This is a genomic window from Paenibacillus crassostreae (assembly GCF_001857945.1).
Lineage (GTDB): Bacteria > Bacillota > Bacilli > Paenibacillales > Paenibacillaceae > Paenibacillus_AQ > Paenibacillus_AQ crassostreae.
Map to the genome: position 1 here is coordinate 106,496 of NZ_CP017770.1, position 24,573 is coordinate 131,068.

General features: G+C 36.8%; 25 protein-coding genes. 23 read left to right on the forward strand and 2 right to left on the reverse strand.

Annotation, left to right across the window (positions count from 1 at the left end):
• Positions 1-61: 61 nt before the first annotated feature.
• The 7 genes from modA (at position 62) to LPB68_RS00620 (ending at position 6,385) form a co-directional block, all read left to right on the forward strand.
• Complete coding sequence (modA, locus tag LPB68_RS00590; RefSeq protein WP_068655058.1) at positions 62-910, forward strand: molybdate ABC transporter substrate-binding protein; 849 nt, start codon at positions 62-64, stop codon at positions 908-910.
• Positions 910-1,572 carry a molybdate ABC transporter permease subunit gene (modB, locus tag LPB68_RS00595; RefSeq protein ID WP_068656600.1) on the forward strand — a complete coding sequence of 221 codons (663 nt, stop codon included), beginning with the start codon at positions 910-912 and terminating at the stop codon, positions 1,570-1,572. Before modA ends, modB begins: the two co-directional genes overlap by 1 nt.
• A gap of 89 nt (positions 1,573-1,661) precedes the next feature.
• Positions 1,662-2,105: a MarR family winged helix-turn-helix transcriptional regulator gene (locus LPB68_RS00600; RefSeq protein WP_068655056.1), complete on the forward strand. Its 444-nt coding sequence runs from the start codon at positions 1,662-1,664 to the stop codon at positions 2,103-2,105.
• Positions 2,106-2,153: 48 nt separating this feature from the next.
• A complete protein-coding gene (locus tag LPB68_RS00605; protein ID WP_068655054.1) occupies positions 2,154-3,095 on the forward strand; it encodes a ring-cleaving dioxygenase in 942 nt (313 codons plus the stop codon).
• A gap of 20 nt (positions 3,096-3,115) precedes the next feature.
• Positions 3,116-4,180 carry an LLM class flavin-dependent oxidoreductase gene (locus LPB68_RS00610; protein ID WP_068655052.1) on the forward strand — a complete coding sequence of 355 codons (1,065 nt, stop codon included), beginning with the start codon at positions 3,116-3,118 and terminating at the stop codon, positions 4,178-4,180.
• 80 nt (positions 4,181-4,260) lie between these two features.
• The gene (locus LPB68_RS00615) at positions 4,261-4,656 is read left to right on the forward strand and encodes a CHRD domain-containing protein (RefSeq protein WP_418303848.1); all 396 of its coding nucleotides are present in this window, start codon (positions 4,261-4,263) and stop codon (positions 4,654-4,656) included.
• Positions 4,657-4,795: 139 nt separating this feature from the next.
• Positions 4,796-6,385, forward strand: coding sequence for an alkaline phosphatase family protein (locus LPB68_RS00620; protein WP_068655050.1), 1,590 nt, complete (start codon positions 4,796-4,798; stop codon positions 6,383-6,385).
• A gap of 96 nt (positions 6,386-6,481) precedes the next feature.
• On the opposite strand, the gene LPB68_RS00625 is transcribed toward LPB68_RS00620, so the two are convergent.
• Entirely contained in the window at positions 6,482-8,098 is a 1,617-nt protein-coding gene (locus LPB68_RS00625; protein ID WP_071193198.1) for an MDR family MFS transporter, read from the reverse strand.
• Positions 8,099-8,132: 34 nt separating this feature from the next.
• Positions 8,133-8,555, reverse strand: coding sequence for a MarR family winged helix-turn-helix transcriptional regulator (locus LPB68_RS00630; RefSeq protein ID WP_068655046.1), 423 nt, complete (start codon positions 8,553-8,555; stop codon positions 8,133-8,135).
• Between the two features lie 331 nt (positions 8,556-8,886).
• On the opposite strand from LPB68_RS00630, the gene LPB68_RS00635 reads away from it, so the two are divergent.
• From LPB68_RS00635 to LPB68_RS00710, 16 genes are all read left to right on the forward strand, one after another.
• Positions 8,887-10,443 carry an ABC-F family ATP-binding cassette domain-containing protein gene (locus tag LPB68_RS00635; protein ID WP_068655044.1) on the forward strand — a complete coding sequence of 519 codons (1,557 nt, stop codon included), beginning with the start codon at positions 8,887-8,889 and terminating at the stop codon, positions 10,441-10,443.
• Positions 10,444-10,668: 225 nt separating this feature from the next.
• A complete protein-coding gene (locus LPB68_RS00640) occupies positions 10,669-10,944 on the forward strand; it encodes a phosphopantetheine-binding protein (RefSeq protein ID WP_068655042.1) in 276 nt (91 codons plus the stop codon).
• Between the two features lie 27 nt (positions 10,945-10,971).
• The gene (locus tag LPB68_RS00645; protein WP_068655040.1) at positions 10,972-12,156 is read left to right on the forward strand and encodes a beta-ketoacyl-[acyl-carrier-protein] synthase family protein; all 1,185 of its coding nucleotides are present in this window, start codon (positions 10,972-10,974) and stop codon (positions 12,154-12,156) included.
• Between the two features lie 5 nt (positions 12,157-12,161).
• Positions 12,162-13,643 (forward strand): phytoene desaturase family protein, encoded by a 1,482-nt coding sequence (locus tag LPB68_RS00650; protein WP_232510180.1) that lies wholly within the window; start codon positions 12,162-12,164, stop codon positions 13,641-13,643.
• Between the two features lie 13 nt (positions 13,644-13,656).
• Positions 13,657-14,802 carry a hypothetical protein gene (locus LPB68_RS00655; RefSeq protein ID WP_068655036.1) on the forward strand — a complete coding sequence of 382 codons (1,146 nt, stop codon included), beginning with the start codon at positions 13,657-13,659 and terminating at the stop codon, positions 14,800-14,802.
• On the forward strand, positions 14,795-15,196 hold the full coding sequence (locus LPB68_RS00660) for an acyl-CoA thioesterase (RefSeq protein ID WP_068655035.1): 402 nt from the start codon (positions 14,795-14,797) through the stop codon (positions 15,194-15,196). Before LPB68_RS00655 ends, LPB68_RS00660 begins: the two co-directional genes overlap by 8 nt.
• Positions 15,189-15,902 carry a hypothetical protein gene (locus LPB68_RS00665; RefSeq protein ID WP_068655033.1) on the forward strand — a complete coding sequence of 238 codons (714 nt, stop codon included), beginning with the start codon at positions 15,189-15,191 and terminating at the stop codon, positions 15,900-15,902. The genes LPB68_RS00660 and LPB68_RS00665 overlap by 8 nt, the downstream gene beginning before the upstream one ends.
• Positions 15,903-17,219 carry a DUF4872 domain-containing protein gene (locus tag LPB68_RS00670; protein WP_068655031.1) on the forward strand — a complete coding sequence of 439 codons (1,317 nt, stop codon included), beginning with the start codon at positions 15,903-15,905 and terminating at the stop codon, positions 17,217-17,219. It begins immediately after the preceding gene.
• A gap of 3 nt (positions 17,220-17,222) precedes the next feature.
• The gene (locus tag LPB68_RS00675) at positions 17,223-18,284 is read left to right on the forward strand and encodes a BtrH N-terminal domain-containing protein (RefSeq protein ID WP_232510179.1); all 1,062 of its coding nucleotides are present in this window, start codon (positions 17,223-17,225) and stop codon (positions 18,282-18,284) included.
• The gene (gene fabZ / locus LPB68_RS00680; RefSeq protein WP_068656596.1) at positions 18,247-18,699 is read left to right on the forward strand and encodes a 3-hydroxyacyl-ACP dehydratase FabZ; all 453 of its coding nucleotides are present in this window, start codon (positions 18,247-18,249) and stop codon (positions 18,697-18,699) included. Before LPB68_RS00675 ends, fabZ begins: the two co-directional genes overlap by 38 nt.
• Positions 18,696-19,691 carry a beta-ketoacyl-[acyl-carrier-protein] synthase family protein gene (locus LPB68_RS00685; protein ID WP_068655028.1) on the forward strand — a complete coding sequence of 332 codons (996 nt, stop codon included), beginning with the start codon at positions 18,696-18,698 and terminating at the stop codon, positions 19,689-19,691. The genes fabZ and LPB68_RS00685 overlap by 4 nt, the downstream gene beginning before the upstream one ends.
• Before the next feature lies 1 nt (position 19,692).
• On the forward strand, positions 19,693-20,427 hold the full coding sequence (gene fabG, locus LPB68_RS00690; RefSeq protein ID WP_068655026.1) for a 3-oxoacyl-ACP reductase FabG: 735 nt from the start codon (positions 19,693-19,695) through the stop codon (positions 20,425-20,427).
• The gene (locus LPB68_RS00695) at positions 20,427-21,146 is read left to right on the forward strand and encodes an SDR family NAD(P)-dependent oxidoreductase (RefSeq protein WP_068655025.1); all 720 of its coding nucleotides are present in this window, start codon (positions 20,427-20,429) and stop codon (positions 21,144-21,146) included. Before fabG ends, LPB68_RS00695 begins: the two co-directional genes overlap by 1 nt.
• A gap of 58 nt (positions 21,147-21,204) precedes the next feature.
• Complete coding sequence (locus LPB68_RS00700) at positions 21,205-22,500, forward strand: aminotransferase family protein (protein WP_068655023.1); 1,296 nt, start codon at positions 21,205-21,207, stop codon at positions 22,498-22,500.
• Positions 22,493-23,869, forward strand: a complete 1,377-nt coding sequence (locus LPB68_RS00705) for a phytoene desaturase family protein (protein ID WP_068655021.1) — start codon at positions 22,493-22,495, stop codon at positions 23,867-23,869. The genes LPB68_RS00700 and LPB68_RS00705 overlap by 8 nt, the downstream gene beginning before the upstream one ends.
• A gap of 4 nt (positions 23,870-23,873) precedes the next feature.
• Positions 23,874-24,569 (forward strand): ABC transporter ATP-binding protein, encoded by a 696-nt coding sequence (locus LPB68_RS00710; protein WP_068655019.1) that lies wholly within the window; start codon positions 23,874-23,876, stop codon positions 24,567-24,569.
• The last annotated feature ends 4 nt before the right edge of the window (positions 24,570-24,573 follow it).

Sequence of the window (24,573 nt, forward strand, 5' to 3'; positions counted from 1 at the left end):
CAATACTAGATATAACTGATTATAACTAGTTATATCTAAATATAATAACGGAGGATAGATTATGTTCACTAGCAATAATAAAATATTCTTATCTATTCTATTGGCTATGACTTTTATATTAGCAGGATGTGGTACTACAAGTAATACTAATAACCAAATGAATTCAACTCATCTCAAAGACGATATAGATAATTCTGATCACGCCGTTGAGACAGTAGAACTGACGATTTCAGCAGCGGCAAGCTTAACTGATGCCTTAACGGAAATTATGTATACATATGAAGACAACAACCCGCATGTACATTTGAACATTAACTTTGGTGGATCTGGTGCACTTCAGCAGCAGATTGAACAAGGGGCACCCGTTGATATATTCATGTCTGCAGCAGTCAAGAATATGAATGCACTTGTGGACGAACAGTTAATTGATGCGGATCAACAGATTAATTTGTTGAAGAATGAACTAGTTGTAGTGACTCCACAAGATAACGGAACAACCGTTGATAAGATGAGTGATCTAACGAAAGATGCAGTGAAAATCATTGCTATTGGCATTCCAGAGAGTGTTCCTGCAGGAAACTACGCCAAAGCGGCACTAACTACTGTGAATCTATGGGATGTTTTGCAAGATAAAACGGTGCAAGCTAAGGATGTCAGACAAGTGTTGCAATATTTAGAAACTGGAAATGCGGATGCTGGATTTGTTTATAAGACAGATGCGCTAACATCGGATAAAGTAAAAGTTGCATTTACAGTTGATCAAGCCACTTATCCAGCAGTTCAATATCCGATAGGGATCGTGAAGGCTACTAGACAACTAATCGAGGCTGAACATTTCTATACATATTTACAATCGCAGGAGGCACTTGATGTGTTTATTAAATATGGCTTTTCTTCCTTAAACGAATGATGGATTCTATGAATTGGTATAATTTCTGGTTGCCCATACGACTATCTTTGCAAATCGCCTTATTATCGAGTGTAGTTGTTCTCTTGATCGGTGTAGCGGTTGCTTGGTGGATGTCTCGTCGGACCTTTAAGGGAAAGATCTTTCTTGAAACATTTTTTATGTTACCTTTAGTGCTTCCCCCAACAGTCGTAGGATTTCTATTACTAGTGTTGTTAGGGAGAAAAAGCTGGATTGGACAATGGATAGAGTGGTTGTTTAATGCACCCATAGTTTTCTCTTGGTGGGCTGGTGTTGTAGCATCGATTGTCGTTTCTTTTCCGCTAGTCTATCAAACGATGAAAGTAGGCTTCGGTTCCATCGACCGTGAATTGGAAGATGCAGCTCGTTCGATTGGGGCGAGTGAGTGGGGCGTATTCAGGTATATTACTCTTCCGTTAGCTTTTCGGTCGCTTATTACTGCATATATTCTTGGTTTTGCACGGGGGCTTGGAGAGTTCGGGGCTACTATAATGATCGCGGGGAATATCCCAGGCAAAACGCAGACGATTCCTACAGCCATTTATGTTGCAGTGGATTCGGGCAATACCGCAATGGCCTGGGCCTGGACATGTGCTATTATCGTAATCTCATTTGTATTGTTACTAATAAGTCGTAAAGGTTGATCTTGTGTTGCTAAAGGTTAACCTTTTTTGTTTGCTTTTTCATCAATTGAGTAGTAAAGTGATAACAAGCACTTAGGGGAGGAAACGAGATGCGTAATAATACGAAGGGCTCGTTAATCTGGTTACGCATACTACGTTTTACAAACCAAAGTAACCAGTTGTCGAATGCTTTTTTGAAACGATTTGATCTAACAATTGCTCAATTTGATGTACTTGTGCAAATACACACTTATCAGCCGCTGACGCAAATGGAGTTAGCTGAGAAAGCTACTGTTACACAAGGGGGTATTTCTCGGATGCTCGTTCGTCTTGAAAAGGAAGGCTATATTGTACGTAAACAAGATTGGAAGACGAAAACAATTAGTCTTACTGCAAAAGCCGAATCTATTCTGGAGCATGCAATGCCTGCACAGTTAGCATTTCAATCCTCATTGTTCCATGATGTATTAAGTGATGAAGAACAACGAATATTATATGAATTAATCACGCGTGTTCATAAACATAGCGAAAAGATTGAATTACCGACTGAGTAATTTTTTACTATCACTTGATTAGTCAAATCATATACAGGAGGGATATCAATGCATATTATTTCAGGACATCATCATATTTCGATGCTAACAAAAAATGCTCAAGTAAATAATCAATTTTATCAAGATATATTAGGACTTCGCAGAGTTAAAAAATCAGTTAATCAGGATGACCCTAGTATGTATCATCTTTTTTACGGAGATCTAGTTGGTAGTACAGGAACGGGTTTAACTTTTTTTGAAATGCCTAACGTGGGAAGAACCATTCAGGGTACCAATGCAATTACACAAATCGGTTTGCTTGTCCCATCATATGAAAGTCTAGTGTTCTGGAAAAAGCGTTTTGAGTTATTAGGTGTGAAGCACAATCAAATTACAACATATGCTGGGCGAGAAGCTTTGCATTTCGAAGATACGGATGGCTTACGATTGATATTGTTAAACAATAATGGTGATGCCGTTCCTGAAAGTTGGACTGTATGGAATGATTCCGTGATAGACCCACAGCATCGTATTCTAGGTATGGGTCCAATCGAGATTACAGTACGTTCCATCGATCGGTTAGCGAGAACACTAAAGGAAATGTTCGGTTATATAGAGGTGTCGCGCTCTGATCAAGATGCGATCTATCAATCTGTAGCTGGTCAGTCGTATGGAGAGATCGTCATTAAAGAATTGGAAGGAGTAAGTGAGAAGCCTGGAAGAGGGAGTATTCATCATTTAGCCATCTCTGTTAAGAACGTTGACGAGTTACAACATTGGGACAACATCGTTAAAGAACGTGGTTTCCATTCATCAGGAATTGTGGATCGTTTCTATTTCCAAAGCTTATATTTCCGTGAATCGAACGGTATTTTATTTGAAATAGCAACGGATGGTCCTGGATTCACTGTAGATTCAACAGTCGAGGAACTTGGTAAAACATTAGATTTACCCCCATTCTTAGAAGAACGTCGTGCAGAAATTGAATCTAATTTAACACCACTAGATTAACTAAAAGGGAGCTAATAAACATGGAGCAATATCGTATTCATCCAAGCAAGGGACTAGAATTTGGCTTATATTCGATTGGAGATCATTTACTTAACCCACATACAGGCGCAAAGATTAGTGCAGAGCAACGAATTCACGAATTAATTGAGGCAAGCAAATTAGCCGATGAGGCAGGGTTAGATGTATTTGCTGTTGGTGAAAGTCATCAGACAGGGTTTACAACGCAGGCTCACACGGTCATTCTGGGTGCAATTGCACAAGCCACAAAAAATATTAAAATTGCTAGTTCGGCAACGGTTTTAAGTACATCCGATCCGGTTCGTGTATATGAGGATTTTGCAACATTAGATTTGATATCTGGAGGGCGAGCTGAGATTGTTGCAGGAAGAGGTTCACGTGTAGGTGCATATAGTTTACTAGGATTTGATGTCAATGACTATGAAGAGTTATTTGAGGAAAAAATCGAACTTCTGATGAAGTTGAATAACGAGGATACAATTACATGGGAGGGTCAATTCCGCGCACCTTTACACGATGCTTCTATTTTACCGCAACCCCAATCAGGTCATTTGCCTATTTGGCGTGCAGTAGGAGGTCCCCCTGCTAGTGCAATTAAGGCGGGACATGCAGGAATACCAATGATGTTAACAACGCTGGGTGGACCAGCTATTAACTTTAAATTCTCGGTTGAGGCTTATCGTAATGCGCTTGCTGAAAGTGGATTTGATCCTGCGATATTACCGATTGCCACCACAAGTTTGTTCTATACAGCTGACACATCACAAGATGCACTACGTGAGTATTATCCTCATCTTCATACGGGAATGCAGTCTTTACGTGGTGGCGGGTATCCGAAACAACAATTTGATCAATCTACTGATTATCGAGAAGCACTTATGGTGGGTAGTCCACAACAAATTATTGAGAAAATTCTCTACCAATACGAATTATTTGGGCAACAACGATTCATGGCTCAAATCGATTTCGGTGGTGTACCGTTCGCTAAGATCGCGAAGAATATTGAACTGATTGCAACTAAAATAATGCCAGCGGTTAAGAAACATACAGCATCCGAACCTGTATAAAACATTCAAAATCAGAGGCTAATAAACAATCCACTCTTCTTCTTATCGAATACATTGGTGATAAGAGAGGAGTGATAACTATCAGAACATTTAGGACTTTCTTATCTGGACGAAGCGAAGTACCGCCTGTCAGAACATTTGCTACAGGCAATGCAGTATTCCACCTTAATGCTAGTGGCACTCGACTAAGATTTCGTCTAGTTGTCAATAATATCGCAAAAGTTACTCAAGCACATATCCATATTGGACGTGTAGGACGAAATGGCCCTGTTGTCGCATTTTTGTTCGGTCCGAGTAAATTTGGAATTTCAGTGAGACGTGGCGTTGTGTCTGGTGTCTTGACCAACCGTGATCTAGTCGGCCCTCTACAAGGGAGAACGATCCAAGATTTAGTCCGGGAGATCAATCGTGGTAACACTTACGTCAACGTGCATACCGAACAGTATCCGAATGGTGAAATTAGAGGACAAATCTAAATATAATGATATTACAGAAACAGCTGACATATAAAGATATGTCGGCTGTTTCTGTATCCATTGAATATGCATAACATATAGATAATAGTACAACCTAACCATGTTAACTACATCATGGTTAGGTTGGTGATATTTATTCATGCGTCAAAAAAATAGTTTATTTCTCATGTTGATCTGTATACTGCTATTAACTAGTGGATGCCTGAAACAAGAACCAGTACATAAGGAACAGGATTTAGTCCAAGTGAAATCTACAAATGATAAACATGTTAAAAAAGTGATCTTGCTACTAATCGATTCTTTAATGGCTCAAGCTATTGATGAAGGTATCGCGCAAAAAGAACTCCCAACTCTACAATTTCTGATACAACATGGTCAATATTATAAAGAGTTGGTCAGTTCTTTCCCCACCATGTCTGTGACGATAGATAGTTCGCTGCTTACAGGAACCTATCCAGATGGTCACCATGTCCCTGGGTTGACTTGGTATTCTACGAAAGAAAAGAAACTCATTAATTATGGAACTGGACCCATGGAGATCATTAATCATGGTGTTAATCCAGTATTAGAAGACGCGTTAATCAACTTGAACAGAAGCCATTTAAATCAAAAAATCCCTACTCTTTATGAAGATTTGGCACAGCGCGGGCTGAAATCTGGAAGTATTAACGGTTTGATATATCGAGGTCCCATTGGCCATGTATTAACCATTCCACCTTGGATTCAAGGTCCTACTTCTCTACCACGAACCATACCTGTCAAAGGACCGGATTATCTGTCTTTAGGATCGCTATCAGATCCGCTTGATGGATTGAAAGAACTTCCAGACGGATTAAGTAATCGCTTGGGTTTAAATAATCGATATTCCATTGAGACCGTCAAATATTTAATTCATGCGAATAAATTACCTGATTTCTTGTATGTATATCTACCTGATTTAGATCACCAAATCCATAAGAAGGGTCCTTCGGATCTAAAAGGTGTCAAGGAAATGGATAAACAACTTCAGTCTTTATTGCAGAGTTTTGGATCGCCAGAGGAAGCTTTGAAAAAAGCGACATTTATTGTCGTTGGAGATAGTGGAATGACCCAAATCTTGCCTGCTGAAGAAAATCCTCTGATCGAATTATCTTCCTTTTTCAACGACTATAAAGTGTTGCGAGATGGCGAATCTGTAACGGAAGAAACGGAAATCGTACTAGCCCTTAATGAAACGATGGCTTATGTCTATAAACTTAAAGCGGATAAGTTAAAAGACATTGCCTATCTATTAAAAGCTGATCCTCGGATTGATATCATTGCCTGGAAAGAAAAGAAGTGGATGTACGCCATTCAAGGCAATACCTCCAAAGAACTCAAATTTAAGGTCAATGGAAAACTAATCGATCCCTATCAGCAAAAATGGACAATCAAACAAGATGCTGAAGTGTTAGATTTGAAAATAAATGCTCAGCAACAAACTGTGAGCTATGGTAAGTATCCTGATGTACTGCAACGATTATATGGTGCATTGCATTCACACGACGGTGAATTTTTAATAGTTACTGCAAAACGTGGGTTTGAATTAGCGGATCGAAACTCACCGACACACAAAGGGGGTGGAGGTCATGGATCTATTGGAAAAACGGAGTCCCTAGTTCCTCTTATCATTAGTGGAACTGAACAAAAGCCACAATACTTACGGATCATAGATTTAAAATCGTTCCTGCTTAAACTTTTAACAAAGTAATGAAATATGCCAACCAGCTTCAGCATTGTAAAAAAACCTGCAATCGACCAATTCATTCATTGGTTGATTGCAGGTTTTCTTTCTTATATTTCCTGATTAAGCTTTATCTACAGCAAGTTTCTTTTCTTGATTTGCTTCCTCTGGAGTAGGCATTTCGTTTGATGTTCTAAGAGGTAACTCCTTCAGGAAGAAGACAAGAACAAAAGCAACTACGAGCACAATCGTTCCTGTTAAGAACACGGTTGACAACGTCAGACCCAGAGCATCACGAATTGAGTCGATCATTTGTGAGAATAAAGGCTGTATATCAGTTGGTAGACTAGCCTGAGTTTGCTCTAACAAAGGCTTATTCATCAGCGCCTGCGGATTAGCAAAAGAAAGCATTTGCTCCGTAACTGCAGGATCTATCTGAGAGAAATCTGGTGCAGATTCTGATTGCAAAGCATTACTCAAGTTCTTGGATAGATTATTCGCCATAACAGTACCCATCACCGCGATTCCGATCGTACCTCCGAGATTACGGAATAGTTGAGAAGAGGCTGTTGCTACACCTAACTCAGAGTGAGAAACTGCATTTTGTGTTGCTAGTGAGAACACCGGCATACCTAACCCTAGTCCAAGACCAAATACAGCCATACTGAGAACCGCCATTGGTACATTGTTCATGAATACCATAATGGTCATACCAGCAATCATGATGGGTATTCCGATTAAGGCATAACGTTTATACTTCCCGCTTTTAGCCATCAATTGGCCAGTAATTGCACTGGCTACAACCATGACGATCGACATAGGCATAGTTACATAACCAGCGTATGTTGCTGAGATACCCAGCACTCCTTGTACGAAAAAGGAGAGATAGATCATAGCACCCATCATTCCGAAGTTCATAATAAATCCAATAATATTGGATATAGTGACTACGTTGTTTTTAAATAGATGAAGTGGCAAAACCGGGTTCTTCGCTTTGGATTCGACCCAAATGAAGATAAGTGCTGAAATAACCGTTCCTGCCAAAAGACCAAGGATTTGTGAAGATCCCCAATCATATTGCGTACCCGCCCAAGTGAAAGCAAGAAGCAACGGAACAATAGTTGTTGTAAGGAATAGTGAACCCAAGTAATCAATGTTGGTTGACTCCCCACGTGTGCTTTTGGGAAACAAGGTAAGAATCATCACAAAGGCAACAACACCAAGTGGTAGGAAGATCCAGAACAGCCAATGCCATTCCATATTGTCAACTAAATATCCTCCAAGTGATGGTCCGAGAACGCTGGAGAAACCGAACACAGCCATCATTAGACCCATCCATTTACCGCGTTCGCGTGGAGGAAATAAGTCCCCAACAGCTGTAAATGCAGTGGATTGAATAATACCAGCACCAATACCTTGAATACCACGATATATAATAAACTGATACACGTCAGTAGAAGTTCCTGTCAGAAAGGCACCAATCATAAATAGTAAAATACCTGCCAATAGAAAAGGTTTACGCCCGAACATGTCTGACAGTTTACCGACCAGAACCGTAGCGATAGTTGATGTTAGCAAGTAAATATTAATCGTCCAAGTATAGTATTCCATGCCATCTAGGATAGAAATGATACGCGGCATAGCCGTACTTGTAATGGTCTGATTAATTGCTGCGAACAACATCGCAGCCATAGTTGCGATCATAATACTAAGTTTTCGTTTGCTTGATAAATGTTCCATTAAGTTATTCCCCACCATTATTCTAATTTTTTCTTTATCTATTACCTGATATTAATGTTGTAAAGATCCTTTTCAGATGCTCAACATCTTCATCGGGCAGTGTCTTAAAGTATGAACCTACAAGTTCTCGTTGATTCTCCTTTAGTCCTTGGACCATTTCTTCTCCTTTCTTGGTGATCGTTATATTAACAACTCTACGGTCATTTTCTGCGCGCTCTTTATTCACGTAGCCTTCAGTAAATAAATGATCTGTTATACCTGTGATAGCTGCAGATGTGAAGTTGAGAGAACAAGCTAGTTGGGATACTTTTTGAGGTCCGTCTTTAGATAACCTATAGAGCGTTTTACAATGTGTAATACTTAATTCGTGTCCTTGTTTATTCCAGTCTTGGGTGATTCCTTTTATAATGTTAGTAAACAAAGAGGAGATTTCATAAAAATCTTCATGATCAGCCAAAATTTGACCCCCTAGATAATTAAGTCGGAAATAAGTATATTCATAAAAATTTAGTTAACTACTTAATAATTAACGAATAAATTATTAACCGAACGAAATTATATCATGTGGTATAAATGCCGTCAAGAATCTATAAGATAATTTCAGTTTGCGCAATATATAGAAAGTTCATCCTTCGCACAATTTTCCTACAACTATTCTTAGATTAAGCTCGTCTAATGAAGATTAAATATCAAAAAATAGAGATGAGTTTAATATTTCTCCCATTGAGTTTTTACATCATTCTGCTTATAATATAACGATAAAAATATAACTAAAAAGGTGTCTATTCATGAGCATATTAAATGTTGAAGGATTAAGTCATGGTTTTGGAGATCGTGCTATCTTCAAGGATGTTTCATTCCGTCTACTGAAAGGCGAGCACATCGGATTGATCGGCGCAAACGGCGAAGGTAAATCTACTTTTATGAATATTGTTACAGATAAGTTGCAGCCTGATGAAGGGAAAGTCGAATGGTCTAAACGGGTTCGGGTCGGCTATCTAGATCAGCATGCTGTTCTAACCAAGGGATTAACGATTCAAGATGTATTACGAAGTGCGTTTCAATACTTGTTCGATCTTGAGCAAGAGATGAACGATATGTATGGCCGAATGGGCGATGTTACTCCAGAAGAATTGGAGAAGTTGCTTGAAGAGGTAGGAACAATTCAGGATACGCTAACAAGTCAAGATTTTTACTTGATCGATGCGAAGGTACAAGAGACGGCTCGCGGATTAGGTATTACAGATATTGGACTTGATCGTGACGTAAATGATCTAAGCGGTGGGCAACGCACGAAAATTTTACTTGCGAAGCTATTGCTAGAGAAACCTGACATTCTACTCCTCGATGAGCCTACGAACTATCTAGATGAGCAACATATTGAATGGTTGAAACGCTATCTTCAAGAATATGAGAATGCATTTATTCTAATCTCGCATGATATGCCATTCCTGAACAGCGTTATCAACCTTATCTATCATATGGAGAATCAAAAGTTGACCCGTTATGTTGGTGATTACGATCAATTCCAACAGGTCTACGAGATGAGAAAACAGCAGCTTGAATCTGCCTATAATCGTCAACAACAAGAGATATCGGAGCTGAAAGACTTCGTGGCCCGTAATAAAGCCAGTGTAGCTACGCGTAACATGGCGATGTCTAGACAGAAGAAGCTAGATAAGATGGATGTTATTGAGCTTTCGAAAGATAAACCGAAACCACAGTTCAACTTCAAGGAAGGGAAAACCGCTGGAAAGGTTATTTTTGAAGCTAAGGGCCTAGTGATCGGTTATGATAGTCCTTTGTCACGACCATTGGATTTGCAGATGGAAAGAGGACAGAAAGTGGCGCTTGTTGGTGCGAATGGGATTGGGAAGACCACGCTGTTACGTAGTATTTTAGGTGAGATTCCTGCATTAACTGGATCGATTGAGCTTGGATACAACCAAGAGATTGGTTATTTCGAACAAGAGATGAAGGAAGGCAACTATAATACATGTATTGAAGAGATTTGGGAGACCTTCCCTTCATTATCACAATACGAAGTACGTGCTGCACTTGCGAAATGTGGGCTAACCACGAAACATATTGAGAGTAAGATCGCTGTTCTGAGCGGTGGAGAAAAAGCAAAAGTGCGACTATGTAAGCTGATTAATCGCGAGTCAAATATACTCGTATTAGATGAGCCTACGAACCACTTGGACGTAGATGCGAAAGAAGAACTCAAGCGTGCTTTGAAAGCATACAAAGGAAGTATTATTCTTATTTCTCACGAACCTGAGTTCTATCAGGATATCGCAACAGACATCTGGAATTGCGAGTCTTGGACAACGAAAGTAATTTAACAAATGAGCCTATGGAGTGCTAACAATAATGTTAGTATTTCATAGGTTTTTTTGTGTGATAAAGATGTAATTACCAATAGGTCAAGTCATTATATTAAACGATCTATTAATAAAATTTTAATTAATAATAAATATTATGAAATATTAGAAGAATTAAACAATAATGTGCACTTATGTGTTATTCTATTTATATTAAAATAAATTTTACTATAGGAGGAAAATATTATGGAAAATATAGAAAAAAAGGTGTTTGAATTAATTGTTGATAGGCTTGAATTAAAGGATGTTCGGTTCGAAGATATAGATTACGATGATCCCATCTTTGCTTCATTTGATGAAGAAGGAAGAGGGATGCAACTAGATTCAGTGGATGCATTAGAAATTGTCGTTGGATTGAATGAAGAATTTGGTATTAAGGTTAGTGATGAAAACATGGCTGTATTTCGGAGCATTAGGACTATCGCTGAATTTATTCGTGAACAGCAGATTACGGTTGAATGAATTAAGTCTGAGATAGGGGTACAAGCGATGAAAAAAAGGGTCGTAATTACAGGTGTTGAAGTACTGAGCGCAAACTCCACAACTTATGATGATTTTGTTGAAGTATTAAGAACCGGAGAATCCGGTATTAAAGATTGCTCGATATTTGATACGATAAAGTTACGCACCAATAAAGTTGGCGAAATCCCTTTGGAATTTGATAGATTTGATGCTTCAAATGAAAAAGAACGGTTAGACAACATACTTGATAACACAATAAACAAATTATTTAATCAGACAGGAATTAATGCTGGCTATCTTCATCAAAAAGGATCAAGGGCCATACTTAGTTTTGCTACTTCCTTAGCCGGAAATGAAAAAATCATGGCATTCAGTGAAGGGAAAAGGGATTATCCCTACTTAGCTAAAATTCCGCAATTTCTAACTCATTTAAAAAAGAAGATTGGGATTATCGGTGAAAGCTATGTAACGATGACAGCTTGTGCATCAGGAACTGCAGCAGCAGGTATTGCCTATGATTGTATATTAAATGATAGTGCGGATATTGCAGTAGTAGGAGGTGCAGATCCACTAACATTATTTGCATGTGTAGGTTTTCATTCGTTGAAATCTCTTAGTAGTGATATATGTAAGCCATTCGATGAACGCAGAAATGGAATCAATATTGGTGAAGCTTCAGTTTTTTTCATCTTTGAAGAATATGAACATGCTATGAAAAGAAATGCGAAAATTTATGCAGAGGTTACCGGATACGGTATTGGAAATGATGCCTATCATATGACTACTCCGGATATTTCTGGTTTAGGTGCAAGTCGTACGATGTCCAAGGCACTCGATGCGGTAAAAAAAGTTGATTACATCAATGCACATGGAACGGCAACTATGATTAATGATGATATGGAACTTAAGGGAATAGAAGATGCATTTAAAGAGCTGGATCAGAAAGATCAGGTATTCATTTCATCGACAAAATCTATTTTTGGCCATTGTCTAGCAGCTGCTGGATCAGTGGAATTGGCTGTAGCCATTGCAGTATTAAATGAAGGTTTTATTCCCGCTTCAAGACGGTTTGAATCAAGAATGGTTACAAATGAAAAGTTTACTCTAGTAGAAGGAGATTCATTTGAATTTGAAGTGGGATATGTACTATCAAATTCATTCGCATTCGGTGGGAACACCGCCAGTATTCTATTGAGGAGGATGAGTCATTGAAAAACGTGGCGATCATCGGTTCAGGATTTGCTGGTATGACAGCTGCGGTGTTACTAGCTCAAAAAGGCTACAGAACTACGGTATTTGAGCGGCATTACAGATTGGGCGGATATGGACATAGCTTTCGTAGAAAAGGATTTGAATTTCATACTTCGATATATAAAATCCCCTCTCAATGGAATGGCTTAATGGAAGTAATGGATATCACTTTTGGCAATGATGAAAAAATGTTTTCGACATCGCAGTATATCTTTGAAGATTCTGGTGCAATCATATCTGGTGGAAATCCAGAACACCAACTTATTGAGAAGTTTCCTGAATCGTCTCAAATGCTTACTGATTTCTTCACAAAAATGAAGGATGTCGGAGAGTTATTCGAGAAAATTTTCGAATCTGGGTATAGCATCAAAAATTTAAAAGTTTCAGAAGCACAAACATATATTGAGTTTTCAAAAATGACAATTAGTGAACTATTGGACAAATATTTTGGAGATCAAACAAGGCTAAAAGATATGATCATGGCAACATTGGATTTCACAGGCGATAACATTGCCTTAGTCATCCCCGTTAGTCTAAAAGCCGTTAAACCCGATGTGGTAGATCAATTGCCTATTGGTGGAGCTCCAAGAATGATAGGCAGATTGAAAGAGCGTTTGATTCAGTATGGTGGGAAAGTCCGTTTGCGGGAAGAGGTAACCAAGCTAGAAATTGACGATTCAGGTGTCTGCATTAGATTTGAAACAAACAAAGATAATTACGAAAACTTTGATGAAATCATCGTCGCTTCAGATATTAATTTCTTTTATGATAAGTTGTTGAATTCTAATATTACTCATGATTTCAAAAAACAAGATTATGCGATATCCGAATCGAGTTTCTCCGTTTGGTTAGGACTTAATTGTTCTTATGAGGACCTATGTTTGCCATCAGAAACCGTATATTATTCACTAGCAAACAAGACTTGGGATCTTCTTTCAGTTCAAGAACCGCTAGTTCCAACCTCGGGATTTCTTTTTATAAGTGGTTTATTTAGTAAAGATCCTTTAAGTACACCCAAAGGAAAATCACAAGTGTGTATTGGATTGCCATGTAGCATGCAGTATTTTCAACAGTGCAAAGAATTGGGACTATATGAAGAAGTGAAGGCAGAGCTTGGAGCCAAATTGATTGACATCGTATCTGAATTAATTCCGAACATACGGGATTATATTTATATCCAAGAAATTGCATCGCCACTAACCTACTATTCCTATACCTTAAATACGAACGGTGCAACAATCGGATATCAAAAGAATAAAAATTTCGTATTAAGTTCGAAACGTCATAAAAATATCAATAAAAGTTTACGAAATATTACTTTTGGAAGCCAATGGACGTCACTTCATGCTGGCGTAATGGGAGCAATGGAGGAAGGAATTAAGGCAACTAATATTGTTTTGAAAAGATATGGTCATCTTCCTTATGACTATATGGAAAAATTACATTAGGATGTGAATAGGTTTGATAGTTAAATGCAATCCGATTACAGCGTACCTAATTGATCAATGGAAACAAAATGCCTTTTCAACTGAACCGAATATTACAACAATAACAACTACGAAAGATAAGCCTATTCCTCTTTTTTATGCAAATGATTGCAATGGTTATTTGGGATATTATCTAACTCAAGCCAATTTGCACCACCAATTCTCCAAAGAAAAAGTAAACATACTTCACATCGAAATAAATGATGAAAGCTTACAGTTCCCGATTCATACATATGATATTTTTTTTAAACATTTGATGCAACGATATCCTACAGAATCTGATGGTCTTACCATCCTTCAAGGGATTATTCAGCAGGTAGGACAAGAATGGTTTGAGTTTATCATCGAGGGTTTAGATTGGAAGAAATTCATGACATTACGTCACACGATTAAATATGCTGAATTGAACTTCATGGAGGTAGTTGAACAGCATATATCCAATGAAGAACTCCGTGAATTGTTTGTGTTATTACAACCGTATAGAGGCGATGTTGGATTCAATACGATGGCAGGATATTTGTATAAACAGCTCTTCGATATGCATAAAATGCCGGAATTCTGGATGTCAGCTCATCACTATAGGGGAGAGTATGAAACTGAGACCTTGGAAGAAGTAGAGATCTGTACATTTGTCGATGATGATAATGCGCAATATAAGGATCTATCATATACAAATTACAGTATTGTGTTTCACTCCTCTGATCTAAAGTTGAGTTCTGTTTTATTTACTAAAGTTAACATGGATGAATTTGCGCTTAACTTGTTCTTGTGGCCCTACGATTTCGTTGAAGTGGATTCTCCTCAAATATTCAAATTGGATGTATCCATTCCAGAGGATTTTACTGAGTTTGAGGAACTTCATGAAAAACTAGTAGACAAGCTGCAAAATATTGCGCCAGATTTCGAGATGCATAATATATATACACCAGAAGATTATCAGAATGGATATGGATTTAATCAAGGAACGGGTACACGTTGGGCACTTTCAGCGAAACAGGCTATGAAATTATCTACTAAACTAATGAGTAAGTCACTCTACAATCACTGGGGATATGCATGGTTTACTTCAGTTCCTATTTTTATTAATCATTGGAATGAAAAGGCGACACAATATGAATAGCTATTCATACTATTTCTATCCTCGTTTCTCAGACTCTGATGCATATAACATATTTCATCATGCTGCATACTACTACTGGTTTGAAGAAGCCAGATTTCAATTTTCTAGAGAAGTATTACAGTTCGATGAAGATATTATTTCTGGAAAGGATATTAAATTTCCGGTAATAGAAAGTTATTGTAAATATAAAAAAGCTATTCCGTTCAATACCATTCAACTTGAGATCCGTTTAGATTTTTCAATTACTAAGAGCAATAAAATTGTGTTCGAATATCGCGTTCTTAATGGAAAGACCCTGTGTGCTAGCGGAAAAACTGTACATGTCTTTTTATATCAGAATAAGTTGAAGTATGAAATTCCAGCTTGGTTTCTGGAGGGGATCGATATTGAGTAATATATACTTTTCGAAAAAAGTAGGGTATGTACTTAGGGAACCAGACGATATTTACTTTCATGCGATGTTCACTCTGTTGGAATATACAGGTTTACGAAATAATTCAATCATAGAAATTATGTATAATACCCGTGGTTACTTGATTTATGATTTGTTTGAAAAGAGATCTGAACTAAGAAAGATAGATTCACATAAATTACTTTCATATGGATTAGGTCTCTACTACGAACAGTTCTGTTTCAGAAATGTTGACCATTTCAAACATTACTTGCTACGTAATATGAAAATGAGACTATCTGTACCTCTAGTTAAAATAAATATGAGTGTACTTGGCTTACAAGATCATTCTTGTGAACATGTCTATGTGTTCTGTGTAGGTTACAACGAAACAAACGATGAGTTAATCATTATTCATCCCATAACAAATGAATATCATGCAATCCTCGCTACAGATAATTCCGAGACAGAATACGAGTTTATCCTTCTTAACTTCCCTGATATGTCAAAACCTAAGATGATCCATAATTACAACATTCGAATATTACATTATTATTATACGATTCTTAATCGAACAAAAGAGCAGTCAAGATGGTTGATAGGAAATGAAGCGATTCAACATATGACAAGCATCCTCATGACGACAGATTCTAATTTAAAGGTCCAATTGGATATGATGAATCATTTAGAAATGGAGGCTAATAAATAAATGGATCGTTCATTGCACCCTTCATGTTTAATAGCTACTTTCTCTAATACGATGAGGATACAAAATAAATTTAGCATCCATGATGATCTATTATTTGGTTTATCGAGAAGTTTTGATTTCCAATATGATATGACCAAACTACCTCTATCAGGAGAGACTCATACGTTTTGGGGTACCAATCTTGATGCATATATCAAATTAGCGACGGCCTTGAAATTTAAGTATATTGTTGTGTCCGTGGATGAAAATAACTTTATGGACGAACTTAAACTCAGGTTGGCTACCCATGGCAGTGTTGTTGTTGAAGTATCAATTAAAGAGTACTTGGATATCATCTTTCAAACTGATCTTAACGAATTTTTTGATGTAGTCATGGAAAGTAACACGAATCACACCATAAATGTGACCCGTATAGACGACGAAGTTCATTTTTTAGATAATTACAGCCTAAATCCTTTAACAATGGATATCGATCAGTTCATGAAATCTGTATTCCCAAAAGATGAGGCAATCATTCCATCGAGAGGAAGAATTCATTGTTTTGATGTTACTTCGATTGATCAAGAGGTAGGAAAGACGAAGTTACTAGAATGTATTCGAAGCAATATGCAAACATTCTTATATTCCACAAATACCTATACAGGAATGAGGGCTCTTCGTAGATTCCATAAAGAGATTGAGTTGATGTTTAAAGAAGATGATATCGACAAGAGAAAACGGAATATCTATATGTTCCAACTATCATGTTCGAAAGCAGGAAGCGGGAGTTTTTATCGCATAAATTATTTAAGGTTTCTAAAAAAGATAAGAACTTCTTTTTCCAATTCTGAGGAACTAGATAAGGTACAAAATATTTACAGTGAACTACACCACATGTGGAAAAAATTCAATGTTCTTATTAAAGGCTTGTTAGAAGAGCAAAACATAAATAACGAATTATACTATCAAGACATCGAAAATCATCTGGAATCTATTATTCAATCGGAGAAATTAGGATCAGAATTATTACTCGAGTTTTCATTAAGAAATATGGAGTTATTACAATTTTCAAATGAAGAGAGTGATCTTTCTTGGGAGTTCACTAATGTAAATTGTGCGTTGTATTTTGAAAAAATGAATTTGGATTATCAATTTAAATTCACAAATGTGTTATCAGACGTTAAGAATGATTATGTTCATTACAAGAACAAAGCCGAGGTCTTTATGGTCGATTATGAGCTAGAAAAACTCGTACCCTACGATGATGACTATGATTCAAATCATGACAATCAACAGACTTATCATTATTTTATTGTACATGCATTGGAGGCTGGATAGTTGATGATATTGAATCATGTCATAGACAATCACTCCATTGGCGTCAATTGTTGTACACGGTCAATAACAACCGTACTAAAGAGTAATAACATAGAAATTTCAGAGACAGATGTATTTGGAATGTCATCAGGGTTAGGTTTTATATATCAGTATTACAAAAATGAAGGTTACTTTGTCAGTGGTCGAAATGAGAGCCTAGAGTTGAATCTATGTTATCTACTTGGCATTGATTATAAACAAGGGTATTCAGATGATTTTGATCACACATGGATTTTGAATAAAGAGTATATCGATCAAGATATTCCCGTGATCGTAGATTTAAATATTGAGTTTCTCCCATATTACAAAGGTTATTTTGATGAAGGATTTAGGTTTGGTCTGCACAATGCTGTATTAGTTGGATATGATCATGAGCATGCTTATTTATTGGATGATCGATTTATAGATGTAAAAGCAGTTCCTTTAGATTTATATAAATTATCCCGTTCGTTAGATAATTCATCCAATGCCCCAAGAAATGGTTGGCGAGTCATGCTACCTGCAGCTGGTATAGATATTCGATGTGACCAATTCACTTTTTTCTTAGCAGTGGAGACGATGGTTTACCGAATGCTACATCCTTTTGCTTTTAAAATGGGTTTGGAAGGCATTCGGATGTTCTTCCGTGAGGTTAAGTTATGGTCCAAGAATTCGTTTGATGATGTTAGAAGACAAAATTATCAGACTGCAAGTTTTCTTCTTGAAAAGTTGGGAACAGGTGGAGGTAATTTTAGACGCATGTATAGTCGCTTTATTAAAAATTCATCGGAACGATATCATTTAGACAACGAATTCAACATCGTAAGTCAAAAATATGCCATTCTATCTGTTGAATGGAAGAGACTATCACAATTATTAGATAAAATGTCGCTAGATGATTCATTAATTTTACAACAAGAGTTTTTAGATATTTCATCGTTTATTTACGAACAGGAGAAGGAAGCAATTTATTTGCTTAAAAGACTATTGGAAGAGGGATATCCTTATGATGCAAAGGGAAGAAATATTAAGCGTATTATCACATAGGTACCCATTTTTATTTGTAGATAAAATTAAAGAGATTTGTTATATGGAATCTGTTATTGGTTATAAAAACGTTACCGGTAATGAGCCATGGGTAATTGGACATTTCCCTGAAAAAGCAATATTTCCTGGAGTACTCTTAATTGAGACAGCTGCCCAAATATGCGGGTTCATTTTCTATGATCAACAAAAGAAAAATGTATTATCAAATTCCTATCTTAGTAACGTGAAAAACTTCAAATTTTTAAAGCTTATAAGACCAGGAGATCAACTTGAAGTTAGAGGACAATTTATAACGAAGGCCTTCAATTTTGCAGATATAAAATGTGAAGTTTATGTCGATCAACAAAAAGTTGCGGAAGGAAGTCTTCGATATTATTTCGAAAATATTCCAAATGAACAGGAAGTGAACCAATGAAGTTAGAGATTGCAGGTGCAGGAATAATAACTACTGCAGGAATGAGTGCAAACGAAATATTGCAGAATCATCAGATCGATCAGGCTAACCATGGTATTCAAAATATAACGTTAAACTCTATCGATGGGAATGCCCTAAGAAGAACTACGCAGTATTCTAAAGTACTCATAAAATCAGCTGAGTTAGCACTTGAACAATCGGGAATTGATTTAAATCAAGTGAACAAAGAACGGTTTGGAACTATTATTAACACCGTATATGGTCCAATTGAAACAAATTTGAAATTTGCCAAGAGTGTCTTAAAGGGAGATCCTGATTTAGCTAGTCCGATGGTTTTCTCGAATACAGTTACAAATGCATCATTAGGACATCTTTGTATTACTTTCGGATTTAAAGGAGACAGTACCTTTTTGATGGGGAGCAACCCGATCAAATACTCAGATTTTTTGTTTAATAAAAAAACGATTGACCATATTTTAGTGGCAGGAATCGAAGAATATTCCGAAGGTCTTGCCATGGAGTACCAAAATTTTTATTCGGACAATCTAAAGCATGCTCCGGCAGAGTGTGGCGCTGCTCTAGTGTTAAGGAATGAGACTAATGAGGATGCTCTTGGATATATTTATAAAAGTTATGGCATGAGCTTATTATCGAATCCCTATTGGGAAACTGCAAATGAGAATGAATTTATGGAGAATCTGAATCTTTTATATAAGGAAGTTACAAATGATTTTGAAGATATTGATCTTGTGGTATTAGGTGCGGTAGGTACGCCATTAGAAGAAGCTGAGAAAGAGTTTTATAGCCATTTAGAATTTCAATCTATTAGAGAATTCAAATCATGTATTGGGGAAGTTTTTGGCGCAAGTTTAGTAGCCTTTATCGTTTTAGCATTGCAAATTTTTAATGAAAATAGAGATATTAGAAAAATTGCTGTCAATCATTTGGATGTATCTATGAATTATTTCACGGTCATTATTGGGAGGGAGTGAGATGGAGATGTTACGAGGGAAAAATATTCTTGTGACTGGTGGCACACGAGGAATCGGGAAAAACATAGTGGAGTGCTTAAGTGCCGCAGGTGCATATGTATCGTTCACCTACACCCAATCGGAACATGAAGCACGTAAAATGGAACAAACGTTAGAAAATGTTAAAAGCTATCGTTTAGCGCTTAATGCGGAACATGTGGATCAGCAATTAGAAGAAATCGCAAAGGAACATCGGACGCTACATGGTCTAGTAAATAATGCAGGAATTACAAATGATGGATTAATGCTTCTTCAGTCTGAAGCAAATTGGATGAAAGTAATTGATATCAACTTAATTGGTTCTTATAAAGTAACGAAAGCGTTCATACCAGCACTACTAAAGCAAAAAGAGAAGGCATCGATTGTGTTTATGTCCTCGGTCGCAGGATGTGTTGGGGTTGCTGGACAGACCAATTATAGTGTTGCAAAGTCAGGTTTGATTGCAATGGCCAAATCACTATCCAAAGAATTAGCTCCGAAAAGGATTCGTGTGAATTCAGTATCTCCAGGTTATATTGAAAGCGACATGACTGATAAACTACATCCTACTCTTCGTGAGACCTACAAGAAGAATATTCCGCTACAACGTTTCGGTCAACCTGAGGAAGTCGCAAATGTAGTTCAATTTCTTTTAAGTGAACAAGCTTCATATATCACAGGTCAAAACATCATTATAGATGGAGGTCTTATAAGTTGATGGAGGCTTTGAAGCGAGTGATTGTTCTCGGTGGTTGTGGTTTTATCGGTTCTAACATGGTCAACGCACTGACGGAACGGAATTACGATTGTATTGTATTAGATAATAAAGTTGAAGGACATCCACTAGCCTTCACAAATTTTCATGTAGATATTCGAAATCGTACGGAACTTGAAACAGCAATTACTACTATTTTTGAAGAATTCGGTCCTATTGAGGGGACGATATTTGCATCAGGCATCTCGAGAGCTGGTCATTTGTTAGATCAAGATTTCGAAGAATTCCTTGAAGTAATTGATGTGAATTTCTTGTCCGTCGCCTATGCGACGAAATATATGCTTCCTAATTATATTAAGCAAGGCCATGGTAAGTTATTATTCGTAGCCTCTGTATTTGCTACAATCGTAGCTCCTGAAATGATTGCTTATAATAGTTCCAAAGCTGCGTTGTTACAATTTGCTAAATCTATTACGGAAGACTTTGCATCAAGTCATATTATCTCGAATGTCATATCTCCAGGCTTCATCTATTCTCCAATGGTTGATGATGTACTAAATCAAGTGGGGAAGAATCCTAAATGGATGCATTTACTCGCAGGTTTACCAAAAAAATATATTGATTTGGATACAGTAATACATACGATGTTATATTTATTCGAACAAAATAATAGTGTGAATGGCGCTAATTTTATTCTAGACGGTGGCTACAGTATCCGATAGCAAAGGAGAGATTATTCTGCTAATAAATGATGATATCGACAAAGTGTGGCATTGTTTCATGCAGATGCAGGAATATATCAAAAACAAGCCACTTATTATTCAGAGAAGCGAAGGTAAATATCTATTTGATGATAAGAATCATGCTATATACGATGGAGTTTCGAGCTTATTAAATGCAAGTTATGGCCATAACATTGAACAGATTATTAGCTCTATGAAAGAACAGCTAGACATACTGGATAATAATAGTTTATTCCTATCAACTAATGAGCAATCCGTATTATTGGCTAAAAAAATAATCGAACTAACGAATGGTCATTTCTCCAATGTGTTTTTTACAAATAGTGGTTCTGAAGCAACAGAGACTGCTCTGAAAATAGCAAGGAAATATACTTTTAGAAAAAAAGGAATTGGAAATGGCAAAGTCATTGCTCTCAGAAACAGCTACCATGGGTCTACCATGTGTGCAACGCTTTTGTCTGGAAATGAACACGATATTCAAGGTATTTCGTTTGATGCTGGCTTTATACAAGTCCCTTTTCCGGAACCCCTTTATTACTCATCCGACGAAATTGAAGAGAAAGTGGATGAACACATCTTAGAGTTAAGAGAGATGGTAATACGCAATCCAGATGTATCAGCGATTATTACGGAGATTGTACAACTCTCCAATAAAGCATCCGTGGTTCCAAGTTCTTTTTTAGAAAAGATAAGATCTCTTTGTAATGAATTTGAGATATTGTGGATTGTAGATGAAATTGCAACAGGATTCGGAAGAACAGGTAGCTACTTTGCCTATCAATCATTAGATGTGGATCCTGATATTTTATTGTTAGGGAAAGCTATCAGTGGTGGTTATGTTCCATTAGGAGCAGTGTGTGTGATTAGGCCCATTTACGATGCCTTTATAGGGAAGGTTCAAGAGGGAAACGAACTCGCTCATGGATTCACTACATCTGGTCATCCGCTAGCTTGTAATGCTTCATTAGCTTGTATTCGATTCTTAGAAGAAAACAACTTAGTAGAGAACGCGAATGAAAAAGGACATATCTTGTTTGAATCATTAAATAAACTAATTCAAAACTATGATTTTGTCTTAACCATAAGTGGAAAAGGACTTTTACTGTCTATTATTTTTAAACCTGGAATAAAAGTCCCTATGATGCGTGAATGGGGTATCGCACATTTGATATCTAAACGACTTATTCATTATGGGCTACTGCTATATCCGGATAGCGACGATAGTCTAATTATTGCACCTCCACTTACCATTACTGATGAGGATATCCATTTTATTACCGATACATTATCCGAAGTATTCAGTTTGTTTTCCAATATTATCGCCTATGAATAAGTTCGATATTACTGTAGTTGGTGGGGGAATATCCGGTCTATTAATATCATGTTTATTAGTTGCACGTGGGTATCATGTGTGTTTGCTAGAATCAGGATCAAGGCTAGGAGGATATCTACAAAACATAACCAAAGATCAGATTCCTTATGGTGCTCATCATATAGCTATCCCAGATAGGGGGTTTATTGATCAATTATTCCAACATATAAATATCAAAATCTCTTCAGAACTAATTCCAGCTGATGACATAACCATCTTTCATAATGGCAAGAGATATGATCTGTCATTTAAATTAGATGACCTTAGGAAACAGTTAACGCTTTACTTTCCAAATGAAGAGGTTCAAATCAATAAATTTATTAATTATGTAAGATCTTTCGCACAAGCTTTAGCTGCGGACAATAAAGAAGATATAAAATCGATTTTTATGGATACAGTGTTTAAATCATTTGAACAATTTTTAAAAACCTATTTTCAGGACACTAAACTTATAGGTGTGTTATCGGCTATTGGACCTTCCTATGCAGATGTATATCTTGAAGACTCTGCATTTAGTTACCTCTCATTATTTGCAACTTATGGTGGAGGAACATATTATTTCAAAGACTATGGAGAATCGCTTATTAAGTCGTTAAGGGAATACATGGATAATTCTAACAGTATAATTAGATATAAATTTAAAGCTAATAAGATATGCAAACCTGACAATGAATATCATATTTATAATGATGATGGGCAGCAAATTATAACTGATCACATTGTCATTGCTTGTTATCCGGTTGATCTCCTACAGACATTGCCACAAACAAATGTACGACAACAAAAATTACTGGAGAAAATATACGAAATGAAAATTGGATCATCTGCATGGAGATTTTATTATAGAATTCCTCAAAAACTTTTTAATAACGAATACATTTATCACTATAATGAGTATCGTTCACCATGTTTAGATGGTAAAACACCAAATTTTATCATTAGTACAATGGATAAATCTAAAGGGCAGATCAATCTCATGGCAACGGTTGTTTGTCGATATATTTCCGAAGATCAAATACAAAATATTATATTGCCTCATCTCCATGCTGAAATCAAGTCTTTACTGCTTGTGGAAGACAAAAATATAGAACTAGCTGTATCGATTGGTAGATCAAATAGAGAAGTGGTTACATCCAATAAAAACGGCTCTGTTTTTGGGTGGGTTCGTGATGCTAAAGGGAATCTAATCTCTAATATGATTAAAAGTATTCCTACGGTATGGGAAGGCGTCTATGTCGTCGGTCATTGGTCGTCTACATTTGGAATTTACGGATCGATACTTACTGTCATCGATACGTTAGATAAGATTGATAAAAAGAGGGAGTGTTAACCTAATGTATTCAATTAACAATTTAAACAAGCATTACAGTAATGGTGAAATTTCACATCAAGTTCTCAATGATATCACTGTAACTATTGGCACAGGGGAGTTTTTGGCTATTCTAGGTCCTTCGGGTTCAGGGAAGTCAACTTTTCTAAATGTTCTTGGTGGACTGGATCGTGAATTCGAAGGAAATGTATTATTTATGGGTCATGATTTAGGTTCGTACAATGAAAAGCAAATGGTTGCTTTCCGCAGGGAGAATATCGCCTTTATTTTTCAAGAGTATCATTTACTACCGACATTGACCGTATATGAGAATGTGAAAGTAGGTCAATATCTGAATAAAAAGAACAGCTCAGTCGATGAAATATTAGAAAAAGTCGGATTGAAAGAACATAAACATAAGTTTCCAAATCAACTTTCAGGTGGACAAAAGCAGCGTGTTGCTATCGCCCGTGCGCTGATTAAAGGACCGAAGGTTATTTTTTGTGACGAACCTACAGGGGCTTTGGATAGTTCTACTGCAAAAATGATTATGAAATTATTGTTAGATTTGAATAAAGAACATAACGTTACCGTCATTATGGTTACACACAATCAAGAGTTGGTAAAGATATCAAATCGTTATATACGAATGATGGATGGAAGAATTCTATCCACAATACATAATAAACAGACATCTGATCTTGATGAGATTGGATGGTGAACTA